The sequence below is a fragment of the Amycolatopsis sp. NPDC003865 genome, assembly GCF_053605345.1.
Window position 1 is genome coordinate 1 of sequence record NZ_JBSGJA010000021.1, and the last position, 11,733, is coordinate 11,733.

The following is an 11,733-nucleotide window of genomic DNA, read 5'->3' on the forward strand; positions in this document are numbered from 1 at the left end:
GGCTACACACCTACAATCACCACCGCGGACACACCGCACTCGCAGGCCACCCACCCGCCAGCCGCGTCCCCAACCTCACAGGGCAATACAGCTAGGCCGGCCGCAAGCGGGTGCACACCACCGAAGTCCGCAACGGCCGGTTCGCCTTGCTGCGCCTGGGCTCCGGCACGCTCGGCCTGCTCGAACTCGGCGCCGTCGTCGCACGGGAAGCCGGGCGGCTGCGGCAGTTCGTCCAGGTCGAACTGCTCGCCGGCGACGTCGTCGAGCTGTACGAAGACTTCCTCGCCCGCGAGCTCCAGCTGCGCGACCCGGACGGCTTCACCGTCGAGTTCGCCGACCGGAGTCCCCGCGGCTGAGGGTCGTGGGTGGGAAACAGTGTCAGAACACCGTTTCCCACCCACGACCGCGGCGGGACTAGGTGCGGTAGCGGAACAGGATGCGGCCGCGGGCGAGGTCGTACGGGCTCAGCTCCACCAGGACCCGGTCGAACGGCAGGATCTTGATGTAGTTCTTCCGGATCTTCCCGCTGATGTGGGCCAGGACGTGGTGCCCGTTCGGCAGTTCCACCTTGAAGGTGGCGTTGCGCAGGCACTCGATCACGGTGCCCTCGACTTCGATGCCGCCCTTATTCGCCATGGTGCACCAGCTCCAGGGTGCTGCTCGCCCGCCGGGCGCCGACGCTCTCGAACAGCGCCGTCGCCGCCGGGTCGGCCTCGCTCACTTCCGCCGTGGCCGTGGGGATCCCCGCCGCGCGCAACGAACCCAGTACCTCGGCCAGCAACGCGCGGGCGATGCCGCGGCGCTGCCGGTCCGCGCGGACCGCGACCAGGCCGATCCGCGGCAGCCGCGTCACCTGGACCACCCGGACCAGGCCGACGTAGGAACCGCCCTCGGCCGCCGCGGCGTACAACGCCGGGTCGACGATCGTGTCCCCGGCCGGCCGGGGCAGCACCTCGGCCGGCATTTCCCGCCAGCCGACGCTCGCCTCGACCTCGGCCCGGATCACGCGGTCCAGCTCGCGCAGCGGACCTTCGGAAGCCGAGCCGCGGGGCACGATCGTCACGCCCGGCGGCGGGGCGGCGGCCGGCTGATCGGTGGGCACCAGGTACTCCCACTCGCGACGCCGGATCGTGAAGCCGGCTCGTTCCCACCCCGCCGTCAGGTCGGTGTGGACTTCGTCGACCACCGTGTGCAGAGGGGCGGGCAGGTCCGTGCGCATCGCGGCGGCGAGCTGGTCGAAGACCGAGCGGTGCCAGGTGTCGATGCTCAGGAAGACGCGCCCGTCGGGCCGGGTGGTGGCTTCGCCGCGGCCGACGACGACGTCGTCCTCCAGCGCGTGCCAATGCCGTGGCGTCACCCGCGTGATCACCGCCGCGGGTTCGCCCGCGACGAAATGCGTGGTTTGCATGGGGTTCGTACCTCTCGGGAGTGCTCGAAGCGCTCCCGGCGACCCCTACGTCAGTCGCCCGACCGTGACGACGAGGGGAGCACCCACATCGAAACAGCGTTCATGGGGCTCACCTCCCGGTGTCGAGTCACGGTCTCCGGCACGATAGCGCTCCGGTATCCGCGCGCCCAACCGATTTACCGGGCGGTGCGGCGCTCCCGCAGCCAGAAGGCGATCCGGGCCGGGAAAAGCAGCAGCAACAGCACGTAGTAGCCGAAAGCGGGCTTGACGAACCCGACCACGACCGCGAGCGCGAACACGACCGAGCTCAGCGCGTGGTTCCAGAACACCTCGTCCGACACGGGCTCGGCGTCCCCGCGGATCGCCGGGTCGCGGCGGATGATGAACACCATCGTCGTGTGGCACAGGCTGCTGGCCAGCAGCGTCCCGAGGTAGAACAGCACGGTGAAGCGCTCGGACTGGTACGCGCCGATCAGCTCGGTGGGGAAGGGCAGCAGGGCGATCGTCAGCAGCCAGCAGAAGTTGACGCGGACGAGCGCGCTGCTGTACGAGCGCACGTGCTCGAAGATCCGGTGGTGGACGCCCCAGAACCGGCCGATCACGACGAAGCTGAGCACGAAGCTGACGATCTTCGACCAGTTGCCGGTCACCGCCTCCACCGCGGGCTTGTGCTCCGCCACGAGTTCGGGCACCAGGTCGGTGAGCGGCAGGACCAGCAGCGTCAGGGCGATCGCGACCACGGCGTCGGTGAAGAACACCAAGCGCTCGGCCGACTTCTTCTGCTCCACGCGAGCATCCAACACCACGATCCCGGGGGTCAGCGCCGCGGCACCACCAGCACCGCGTCGCCCACCGGGCGCTCGCCCGTCACGTCCGACGGGGAGCTGACCAGCTTGCCGCCGATCGCCATCGCCGTCGAGCCGCCGCCGTCGAGGTTGATCGCCGTCACCGCGCCCAGCCGGGCCATCAGCCGCGCGCCCTCGATGAGGGAAAGTCCTTCGGCGAAGCCCGGCTGACGCCCGTCCGCGGTGACGATCAGCAGCCGTCCCCGCCGGTCGAGGCCGACCATCGTGCGCGGGTTGCGCTTGACGCCCCAGCCGTACACGAAGGACGGGTCGCCCGGGTGCACGATGCCGTCCGAAGCCGCGTTCACCGCGATCCGCCCGTCGCGGACCAGCCACGGCCCGCCGTTGACGACGCCGGTGGGGTGGACCGGGCGGCCGGCGTCGAAGACGTGCGTGCCGACCGGCAGTTTCCCGCCCGGCCGCGCGTGCGCGGTCAGCCACGTCGCCGCCGCGCCGATGCCCTGCACGGTGTGCCCGCCGGCGGGCACGTCGCCGCCGGCCGGACGCATCGCCGTGACGACGTCGCGGGCGTCCAGCACGGCCTCGACGCCGGCGTCGGCCGGGGTCGGCGTGCCGAGCTGCGGGGTGAAGAGCACGAGTTCGTCCGGGTGGGTGCAGGTCGTGTCGTGCAGCGGCCGGTCCGTCGGGACGTCGCCGGGCTCGCCGCAGTTGCGGATCAGGCCGGGCTTGCGGTTGACGCCGTTGACCTCGCGGCCGCCGACGGTGAGCACGGTTCGCGGGACGCCGATCGACGGCCGCTCGCCGAGCAGCAGCGCGGGCCGCCCGGCGGTGGCTTCGCTTTGGAGGAGGCCTTGGTAGACGCCGATGCCGGCCGGTTCGCCGGGAATGCCGTCGCGCGGGTCGATGACGAAGAAGCCGCCGTTGGTCCCGACGAGCGCCCCGGCCGCGGCCGCGAGCGCCGAGGTCGTGCGCCGGCCCGCGACGGACTCGCCGTGCGAGGCCACGATGTCGCCGCGGAACCGCCGCGGATCGACGACGGCGACGCGGACGCGTTGCGGCCCTTGGGCTTCCGGCCCGTCCTGACCGGTCCACTCGACGGCCCCGGTGAAGCCGTTGGCGGCCATGGCGCTCGCGGTCGCGGAGGCCTGCGCGCGGTCGGCGAAGGAGCCGACGCGGACCCGCCAGCCGAGGGGACCGCGGGGAGTGTCGGCGAAGGCGGGCCAGTCGACCTCTTCGGCGCGCGCGGCGAAACCCTTGCCGTGCAAGGCGGTGACGAGTGCGTCGGCGTGCTCGCGGGACCCGAGCGCGGACGGCGGCGCGTCCGGATCGGGGCTCGACCCGCCGGGCACCTGCGTGGTGACGGTCCAGGAGTTGTGCCCGGTGCCGTCACCGGTGGCGGTGGTGGAGACGGTCAGCCCCGGCGCGAGAACCTCCCCGGCGGCCGAAGCCGGGGAGCTCAGCGCGAGGGTGAGCACGGCGGACAGGGTCAGGGCGAGCGGCGCCGGTGTCTTCACGCGGAGCAAGCTACCCCGCCGGGGTGGACCGCGCGTGGGTTCCGGTTGAACTCCCGGGGCACGGCGCGACCGCCGTGCCCCGGAAGGTCACGACGAGCGGACGTTCTGCTGTGCTTCCTGCGCCCGGCCGGTGACGTCGCCCGTCGCCGAGCGCGCCTCCTCCTTCACCGTCGAGGCGCTGTCGGCCGCTTCGGACTTCACCGACGCGACCGCCTGCTGCGCCGGCTCGCGGAGGTTGTCCTTGAGCTCCTCCGCCGCCTGCTGGGCGACCGGGGCGAGCTGCTCGCGGGCCAGGTCCGTCGCCTGGCTCGCCAGCCTGCGCTCCGGCTCGCTCGCCGGCAGCAGGGACGACACCAGCCAGCCGGCGCCGAACGCGATCAGGCCGGCCGCCAGCGGGTTGCCCTGCGTGCCGCGGCGGATCTGCTGCGGTGCTTCGGACACCGCGTCGGCCGCGGAGCTCACCTTGTCCTGGGCGGTCGAGGCGACCGAACCCGCCTTGTCACCCGCGACCGACGCGTGGTGGTCGGCGGCGCCCATGACACGGTCCTTGGCGTTGCCGAACGCCGTCCGCACCCGGCCGACCCGGCGCTCGACGATGCGGCCGGGGCTCACCTTCTCGGTCAGCGCGTTGACGTCGGTGCTCAGGTTCCGTTGCGTGCCTTCGATTTCCCGGCGGATCCGGTCCGGTTCGGTCATGGTCGTTCGCCTTTCAGTGCGTCCGGGACCTGCTGCAGGGTCTCGACGGTGCGTTCGGGTTTCGGGTTGATCCGGCGGAACTCGCTGCGCCCGGTGGCGTACAGGACCGCGCCGGCGATCGCCCAGACCGCGGCCACGACGAGCGCCGCCCAGCCGCCGTCCATCACGTTCTCGAGGGCTTGCCAGAGCGCGACGGACAGGAACAGCAGGACCATGTAGCCGGCGAACCCGGCGCCGCCGAACATGCCGGCGCCCTTGGCCGCCTTCGTGGCTTCGGCTTTCGTCTCGGCCTTGGCCAGCTCCACTTCCTGGCGCACCAGGGTGGAGAGGTCCTTCATCACGTTGGACAGCAGCTCGCCGACCGAGCTGTCGGCGACGTCGACGGGCGGGCTCGCCTGTGGCGGGGGCCCGGGTGGCTGCGTCATCACGGCACCTGCCCGCGGCTGGGCTGCGGCAGGGGCGGCGCGGCGAACCCGCCGGGCGTGGTCGGCGGCGCGTCGGCCGCACCGGAACCGGGCTGCGGCGCGGTGAGGCCACCCGGGCCCGGCTGGGGCGCGATGAGGCCATCGGGACCGACCGGCCCACCCGGCTGGGGCGCGGTGTACCCGCCCGGCGCGACCGGCGGCGGGTAGCCCGGCCCGCCCGGGCCGGGAGCCGGCGGCACCGGCGGGACTCCGGCCGGACCGGGGTGCGGCGGCGGGGTGGCCGCGGCGGCCTGGCCGTTCGCGGAGTTTTCCTGCTGCTGCTGGGCGACGACGCCGCGGGTGAGCCGTCCGACGAGGGCGCCGGCCACCGCCGCGCCCACCAGGAAGGTGCCGGGACGGCGGCGGGCGAAGCGCCGCACCTCGTCGAGGAGGTCGCCGGGTTCGCGGTGCTCCAGCCAGTCCGCCACCGAGCGCGTCCGGTCGGACACCTGCCGCGCGACGTCGGCGGCGACGCCGGGGGAGTCGGTCTGTTCGGCCATCCACCAGCTGGCCCGCCAGCTGGTGGAGGCTCCGGGCCGCCTTCCGCTGGCCGTCCTTGGCTTGCGCCTCGAGCTGCGCGCGGCCTTCGCGAAGGAGGTCGCGCGCTTCGTGCTGAGCGTGCTCGGCGACGTGTTTCGCTTCCTGCGCGGCGGTTTGCGCGACCTCGCCCCCGCGGTCCGTGGCCGTCGTGGCCACTTCGCGGGCTTCGTGCTTGGCGGTGTCCGTCGTCGACGGCGGCGACTGGCCGCCGGATCCCTGTGTCATCTCGACCTCCTTGCGGGAGAGGCACATCCGGTGCCCCCGGCCTCGTAGGGCGGCGGGCTACCCGGGCGGAACCGGCATAAACGGGCATGCGTGTCCGGCCGGGAACGGGGTAGCCCCGCTCGCGGAGGTGGTCGATGGGAGGGAAAGCCGCCGTCAGCCGCCGACGTGGATGCCCGGCCTGCGCGCCGGGTCCTTCTCCGCGCTGCGGATGATCTCCCTGACCACCGGGGCGGTGTCGCCGCGGCCCAGGATCAGGTAGCGGAACAGGTGCCCGAGCGGGTTGCCCTCCGACCACTCGAAGTGGCACTGCGGCCGGACGCCCGTGACGTCGCGCAGGGCCAGCAGGATCGCCGCGATCGCGTTCGGCGCCGCGGGGCTGTCCGCGCGCAGGATGCGGTAACCGTCGACGTCGACGCCGCGGACCTTCAGCACGTTGCTGAACTCCGACGGGTCCACCACGTCGATCTCGAGGAACAGGATGTCGGCCGCGCCGGGCACCGGGTTCATCCCGCGCTGTTCGGCTTCCTTGGCCGAGTACTCGGCTTCGTCGCCGCCCTGGCGGCGGTTCGCCACGATGTGCAGCGCGCCGTCGTTGGCGAGGGAGTCGGCGACGAACCGGCGGGCCTCTTCGTCGAACTCGATGCGCTCGGCCCGCAGCTCCGTCGTCCGCGAGACCCGCGACACCAGCGAAACCACGATGATGCCGAGGATGAACAACGCCGAGATGGCGATGCCGTCCGGCTTCTCGATGACGTTCTCGACGAGCGCGTACACCAGGACGAGCGTCAGCACGACGAACCCGATCGCCGCACCGCGCTGGTGGCGCCGGATCGCCGAGATGCTGACCGCGACCGAGCCGGACACCATCATCGCGAGGATCCCGGTGGCGTAGGCCCCGGCCTGCGCGTTGACGTCGGCGCCGAAGGCGACGGTGATGAGGACGCTGATCACCGTGTAGACGATCACCACCGGCCGCACCGCGCGGCCCCACTCCGGCGCCATGCCGTAGGACGGCAGGTAGCGCGGGACGATGTTGATCAGCCCGGCCATCGCCGACGCGCCGGCGAACCACAGGATCAGGACGCTCGAGATGTCGTAGGCGGTGCCGAAGATCTCGCCCAGCTCGTGGTGGGCGAGGTAGGCCATGGCCCGGCCGTTGGCCTCGCCGCCTTCCTTGAACGCGTCCGCCGGGATCAGCACGGTCGTGATGAAGCTGGTGGCGATCAGGAAGACCGACATGATCAGCGCGGCGGCGGTCAGCAGCTTGCGCGTGTTGCGGATCCGCGACTCGAGCTTCTCCTCCGGCGTCTTCCCCTTCGCGGCGACCAGCGGCATCATGCTGACCCCGGTTTCGAACCCGGAAAGACCCAGCACCAGCAGCGGGAAGGCGATCACGGCGGGCCCGACGATGCCGCCGAACCCGCCGCCGTTCGCGGTGAGCGCGTCGGTCCAGTGCGACAGCGCCGCGGAGTTGCCGAGCAGGTCGAAGACGCCGGCGACCGTGACGATCGCGTTGAGCAGCAGGAAGACCGCGACGAGCGGGATGGCGACGCCGACCGCCTCGCTGAAGCCCAGCAGGAAGACCCCGCCGAGGATGAGCAGCAGCACGACGGTGATGAGCACGGCGTGACCGTGCAGGAAGCCCGGCAGGTACGGGTTCTCCAGCATGTGCACGGTCGCGTCGGCCGAGGACAGCGTGATGGTGATGATCCACGACGTCGCGACGAAGCCGAGGAGCGTGAGGACGAACAGCTTCCCGCGCCAGAACGGCAGCAGGTCCTCCAGCATCGCGACCGAGCCCTGCCCGTGCGGGCTTTCGCGGGCGACCCGGCGGTACATCGGCAGCATGCCGAGCAGCGTCAGCGCGACGATCAGCAGGGTCGCCAGCGGCGAGAGCGCCCCGGCGGCGAGCGCGGCGATGCCGGGCAGGTAGGAGAGGGTGGAGAAATAGTCGACGCCGGTCAGGCACATGACCTTCCACCAGGCCTGCGGGGTACCGTGATCTTCGCCGCCCTGCCTGCCGACGGGCGCCACCCGGTGCTCCAGCAGCCACCGGGCCAGACCGGAGGCCGGTGGCTTCGGCGGCACGGGGCTCTCGACGCTCGCCGGCACGGTCACCTCGGGTGAAGCACCCATCCTCGTCCCCTCATCGCCCGACAACTCCGGGCACCAATATGCCCGACGCGCGGGGGACCGTTCGCGCAGGTGGCGATCACCGCCGGACGAGCGTGGTCAGCCCGGTCGCCCGGCCAGACAGCGGAGCGCGTCGCCGAGGGTCGCCGGGCGCGCCGGGCGGCCGGTGCGGGCCGGCCAGCCGGGCCCGGCCAGGACGAGCCGCGGCACGCGCAACCCGCGTGGAGGGGCCGCCGCGCGGCTCGCCCACAGCACCACGGCCGCCGGGTGCACGCGGGCCACCGCGTCCCGCAGCGCGGTGTCCGGAATGGACGCGCCCAGGAACAGCGCTGCCCGGCCGCGCTCCGCCAACGCCGCGCGCAGCGCCTCCGGCGCCAGGGTGTGCCGGTCCCCGTCCGCGCAGGCCAGCAGGACCGGCGCGGCCGCGCCGCCCGGCGTCGGGACGCGGTGCAGGGCCGCGGCGATGGCCCACGACAGCCCGTGCGTCAGGTCGATGCACCGGTCGCCGTCCAGCGCGCCCAGGGCGGGCCGGCAGAGCTGCTCCCACGTCCCGGTGACGCCGTGGCCGCCCAGGTGGGCGTCCAGCAGGGCGGTCGCCGTGTCGATCTTCAGCTGCCGGACCGCGGCCAGCAGCGTCGCGACGTCGGTGCGGCCGCCGTGGAACGCCCGGGCGGCCGCGGACTCCGCGCCGAGCCCCTGGTCGATCAGGTGCTTCATGCGCAGCAGCGCGTCGACGTCGGACTGGCCGTACCGGCGGTGGCGGCCCGGCTGGGGCGTGGTGAGCCGCAGGTCGTAGCGGCGGTGCCACGCGCGCAGCGTCGACGGCGGCAGGCCGAGCATGCGCGCGACCGCCCCCGCCGTCCAGGTGACGGCGGGGGCGGTCGCGGTGGGATCCGGCAAGGGTCCGCCCGATCAGGTCCCGGGGCGCTGGACGTCACCGCGCCACGCGCCGGTCTCGCGGCCGCCGCGTTCCTCGATGAAGGTCTTGAACCGGCCCAGGTCGCCCTTGACCCGGCGGTCGAGGACGCCGAGCTTGTCGGCCACGTTCTCGACGAAGCCCTCGGGGTCGATGTCCAGCTGCGCGGTGACCCGCGTGTGCCGGTCGTCGAGGCGGTGGAACGTCACCACCCCGGCGTGGTTCGGGCCGGTGTCGGACTTCCACGCGACGCGCTCGTCGGGGTGCTGCTCGGTGATCGTCGCGTCGAACTCGCGCGTCTGCCCGCCGACGCTGATCTTCCAGTGCGTGTGCGTGTCGTCGAGCTGCCGGATCTCGTCGACGCCTTCCATGAAGTGCGGGAAGGACTCGAACTGGGTCCACTGGTTGTAAGCGGTGCTGACATCGGTTTCGACGTCGACGGTCTCGGTCACGGTGCTCATCGTGGGCGTCTCCTTCCTGATGTGGTCGAGGTCCGGTTACCCGGGGAATCGATGACAAAACGATGCGGGCCGCATAAAGTCGGGCGGCGGCGGAAGGAGGCTCGGTGACCGACGACCGGACACTGACCGTGCGGGTGCGCACGGTGCCCGGAGCCGTCGTCGTCGCGGCCGCGGGCGACCTGGACCTCGGCACCGCGCCGGTGCTGCGTGCCCGGGCCAGGGCCGTGCTGGACGACCGGCCGGGTGCGCTCATCGTCGACCTGGACGGGATCGGGTTCTGCGGTTCGGCGGGCCTGCAGGTGCTGGCCGAACTCGCGGCGGCGACCACGGCGGACGGCGTGCCGCTGGCCGTGGTCGCCGACGGGTACCCGGTGCTGCGCGTGGTGCGGATCAGCCGGCTGAACGAGGCGTTCGCCGTGCACGCGTCCGTGGACGACGCCTGCGCGTGGCTCCGCGACCGACCGTAAGTCCGCAGTGGACGTCCACTGTGGACGATACGTCAGGCGGCCGCGCGCGGCTTCCGCGCGGCGCCGGTGACGGCGGCCAGCACGGCGTCCGCGTCGAGGGCCGGGTCCCACAGCGCGCAGCCGGCGACGTGGGCGAGCCGGCGCCGCCGGTGCGTGGCGGAGTCGGTGAGCGCGACGTCGGTGCTGCGGCCGTTTTTGACCGCGTGCACCGCGCGCGTGACGAGGACGGCTTCTTGGCGGGTGGTGCCGAGTTCTTCGGCCGCGGCGAAGATCCGGTCCGCCGCGGCCTGGACGGGATCGGTCATGGTGTTCCTCGGAAGCCCTTCGCGGCGGACCGGCCGGTGCCGGTCCGCCGCGTGCGGGTGGGTCAGGCCTTGATCTGCTTCCGGTCGGAGTCCGCGCCGGCGATCTCGATGCGGCGCGGCTTCGCCTTCTCGGCGACCGGGATGCGGAGGGTCAGGACGCCGGCCTCGTAGTCGGCCTTGATGTGGTCGGCGTCGAGGGTGTCGCCGAGGAAGAGCTGGCGCGAGAAGACGCCGAGGGGACGCTCGGAAACCTGCATCTGGACGTCGTCGCCGCCGGGCAGGGGCCGCCGTTCGGCCTTGACGGTCAGGACGTTGCGCTCGATGTCGAGCTCGATGGCGTCCTTGGTGACGCCGGGCAGGTCGAAGCAGACGACGAACTCGTCACCGGCGCGGTAGGCGTCCATCGGCATCGCGGCCGGCTTCGACCAGGTGCCGGGGCTGCCGAAGACCTGCTGGGCGAAGCGGTCGAGCTCGCGGAACGGGTCGGTGCGCATCAACATCGTTCTCCTCCTGTTCGACGATCGGGGTGTCAACACGCACCACCGTTCTAACATGTCATCGCAACGATGACAAGAGGGAAGTCGTCTATGTGATGACCTCAGCCGGGCAGGTCGATTTCGGCGTGCCGGTCGGCGAGGGTCGCGGCCAGCTCCGCCAGCTTGACGTTCAGGTCCTGGGACGTGCGCCGCAGGACGTCGAACGCTTCGTCGGCCGAAACGCCGCGGCGGGCCATGATGATGCCCTTGGCCTGGCCGATCACGTCCCGGCTGTCGATCGCCTTGCGCAGGTGCGCGGCCTGCAGCTCGCCGCGGGTGACGGCGTCGGTGGCCGCGAGGGCCAGCGACGCGTGAGTGGCCAGCAGCAGCAGGACGTCGCGGTCGGCTTCGTCCAGCCCGTTCGGGGAGCGCGAGTACACGTTGAGCGCGCCGATGGACCGGCCGGTGGGCGCGCCGGGGATGAGCGCGGTGGAGACGACGGCGCGCACCCCCAGCCCCGCCGCGGCGGGGGCCCACCGCGGCCAGCGGGGCTCGTCGGCGAGGTCGGGTGCGATCGCGACCGCGGGCCCGGCGGGCTCGGCCGCCTCGACGCACGGCCCTTCCCGGAACCGGTACTGCAGCAGGTCCAGCTCGATGGCCACCGTGCCGGTCTCGGCCGGGGTGTGGAACAGCCCGTCGGCGTCGATCAGCGTGAAGCTGGCGAGGTCGGCGGACGGAACCATCAGGGTGGTGGCCTCCAGGACGCGCTCCAGCACGTCCTCGACGCTGGGTGCGGTCAGCAGCCGGGCGGTCAGCCGGGCGAACTCCCCGGCGAGCGGACCGGGCCGGGTTTCGCCGGCGACGAAGGTTTCCTTGTCGCGCTGCCATTCCCGCTCACAGGTCATGGTGCCCCGTCGCTTCGGCGAGGGTCCGGTGCAGCGGCAGCTCGTCCGCCAGCCCCAGGGCCTGTACCGGGCGCAGCACCGCCCGGTTCCCGGCGACGACGGCCACCGGCACGCCCGCCGCGCGGGCCGCCGACACCGCGTCGAGCACCACCCCCAGCCCGCGGGCCGAGCAGAAGTCCAGTCCGGTCAGGTCGATGACCAGCGCTCTCGGCGCCAGCTCGAGCTCTTCGCCCAGCAACGACGCCAGGTGGTCCGTCCGCGCCAGGTCGAGGTCGCCCGTGACGGCCACGACCGTGCGGTCGGCCGTCGTGGTGATCGCGGTGCGGGACGGTGCGTTCGCCAGCAGGGCGATGCCCGGGCGGATGACGGTGGCTTGCATGGTTTCTCACCTCGGTCCCGGCCGGCGCGGGAGTGCGC

17 protein-coding genes are annotated in these 11,733 nt (G+C 73.0%); 3 read left to right on the plus strand and 14 right to left on the minus strand.

Annotated features, from left to right (window positions below; translation table 11 throughout):
* Positions 1–110: 110 nt before the first annotated feature.
* Entirely contained in the window at positions 111–356 is a 246-nt protein-coding gene (locus tag ACWEVP_RS37875; protein WP_452067390.1) for a hypothetical protein, read from the plus strand.
* A gap of 58 nt (positions 357–414) precedes the next feature.
* On the opposite strand, the gene infA is transcribed toward ACWEVP_RS37875, so the two are convergent.
* The 7 genes from infA to ACWEVP_RS37910 form a co-directional block, all read right to left on the minus strand.
* Entirely contained in the window at positions 415–636 is a 222-nt protein-coding gene (gene infA / locus ACWEVP_RS37880) for a translation initiation factor IF-1 (RefSeq protein WP_364462868.1), read from the minus strand.
* Positions 626–1,408, minus strand: a complete 783-nt coding sequence (locus tag ACWEVP_RS37885) for a GNAT family N-acetyltransferase (protein ID WP_452067391.1) — start codon at positions 1,406–1,408, stop codon at positions 626–628. Before ACWEVP_RS37885 ends, infA begins: the two co-directional genes overlap by 11 nt.
* A 176-nt stretch (positions 1,409–1,584) precedes the next feature.
* Positions 1,585–2,196: a TMEM175 family protein gene (locus ACWEVP_RS37890; RefSeq protein WP_452067392.1), complete on the minus strand. Its 612-nt coding sequence runs from the start codon at positions 2,194–2,196 to the stop codon at positions 1,585–1,587.
* A 29-nt stretch (positions 2,197–2,225) separates the two neighbouring features.
* Positions 2,226–3,728: a phosphodiester glycosidase family protein gene (locus ACWEVP_RS37895; RefSeq protein ID WP_452067393.1), complete on the minus strand. Its 1,503-nt coding sequence runs from the start codon at positions 3,726–3,728 to the stop codon at positions 2,226–2,228.
* Between the two features lie 87 nt (positions 3,729–3,815).
* A complete protein-coding gene (locus tag ACWEVP_RS37900; RefSeq protein ID WP_452067394.1) occupies positions 3,816–4,424 on the minus strand; it encodes a DUF3618 domain-containing protein in 609 nt (202 codons plus the stop codon).
* A complete protein-coding gene (locus ACWEVP_RS37905) occupies positions 4,421–4,849 on the minus strand; it encodes a phage holin family protein (protein ID WP_452067395.1) in 429 nt (142 codons plus the stop codon). The genes ACWEVP_RS37900 and ACWEVP_RS37905 overlap by 4 nt, the downstream gene beginning before the upstream one ends.
* A complete protein-coding gene (locus tag ACWEVP_RS37910; protein ID WP_452067396.1) occupies positions 4,849–5,388 on the minus strand; it encodes a hypothetical protein in 540 nt (179 codons plus the stop codon). The genes ACWEVP_RS37905 and ACWEVP_RS37910 overlap by 1 nt, the downstream gene beginning before the upstream one ends.
* A 61-nt stretch (positions 5,389–5,449) precedes the next feature.
* Between ACWEVP_RS37910 and ACWEVP_RS37915 the strand changes: the two genes are divergently transcribed.
* Positions 5,450–5,701, plus strand: a complete 252-nt coding sequence (locus ACWEVP_RS37915) for a hypothetical protein (RefSeq protein WP_452067397.1) — start codon at positions 5,450–5,452, stop codon at positions 5,699–5,701.
* A gap of 105 nt (positions 5,702–5,806) precedes the next feature.
* On the opposite strand, the gene ACWEVP_RS37920 is transcribed toward ACWEVP_RS37915, so the two are convergent.
* The 3 genes from ACWEVP_RS37920 to ACWEVP_RS37930 all read right to left on the minus strand — a co-directional run bounded on the left by ACWEVP_RS37920 (position 5,807) and on the right by ACWEVP_RS37930 (position 9,163).
* The gene (locus ACWEVP_RS37920; RefSeq protein ID WP_452067398.1) at positions 5,807–7,789 is read right to left on the minus strand and encodes an amino acid transporter; all 1,983 of its coding nucleotides are present in this window, start codon (positions 7,787–7,789) and stop codon (positions 5,807–5,809) included.
* 96 nt (positions 7,790–7,885) lie between these two features.
* Positions 7,886–8,686: a MerR family transcriptional regulator gene (locus ACWEVP_RS37925; RefSeq protein ID WP_452067399.1), complete on the minus strand. Its 801-nt coding sequence runs from the start codon at positions 8,684–8,686 to the stop codon at positions 7,886–7,888.
* Positions 8,687–8,698: 12 nt separating this feature from the next.
* A complete protein-coding gene (locus ACWEVP_RS37930) occupies positions 8,699–9,163 on the minus strand; it encodes an SRPBCC family protein (protein ID WP_452067400.1) in 465 nt (154 codons plus the stop codon).
* Positions 9,164–9,267: 104 nt separating this feature from the next.
* On the opposite strand from ACWEVP_RS37930, the gene ACWEVP_RS37935 reads away from it, so the two are divergent.
* Positions 9,268–9,630: an STAS domain-containing protein gene (locus ACWEVP_RS37935; protein ID WP_452067401.1), complete on the plus strand. Its 363-nt coding sequence runs from the start codon at positions 9,268–9,270 to the stop codon at positions 9,628–9,630.
* Between the two features lie 32 nt (positions 9,631–9,662).
* Here the strand turns inward: ACWEVP_RS37935 and ACWEVP_RS37940 are convergent, their stop codons facing one another.
* The 4 genes from ACWEVP_RS37940 to ACWEVP_RS37955 form a co-directional block, all read right to left on the minus strand.
* Positions 9,663–9,935 (minus strand): hypothetical protein, encoded by a 273-nt coding sequence (locus tag ACWEVP_RS37940; RefSeq protein WP_452067402.1) that lies wholly within the window; start codon positions 9,933–9,935, stop codon positions 9,663–9,665.
* Between the two features lie 62 nt (positions 9,936–9,997).
* Positions 9,998–10,435 carry an Hsp20/alpha crystallin family protein gene (locus ACWEVP_RS37945; RefSeq protein WP_452067403.1) on the minus strand — a complete coding sequence of 146 codons (438 nt, stop codon included), beginning with the start codon at positions 10,433–10,435 and terminating at the stop codon, positions 9,998–10,000.
* Positions 10,436–10,533: 98 nt separating this feature from the next.
* Entirely contained in the window at positions 10,534–11,316 is a 783-nt protein-coding gene (locus tag ACWEVP_RS37950; protein ID WP_452067404.1) for a GAF and ANTAR domain-containing protein, read from the minus strand.
* A complete protein-coding gene (locus ACWEVP_RS37955) occupies positions 11,306–11,695 on the minus strand; it encodes an STAS domain-containing protein (protein ID WP_452067405.1) in 390 nt (129 codons plus the stop codon). Before ACWEVP_RS37955 ends, ACWEVP_RS37950 begins: the two co-directional genes overlap by 11 nt.
* Positions 11,696–11,733 lie beyond the last annotated feature (38 nt).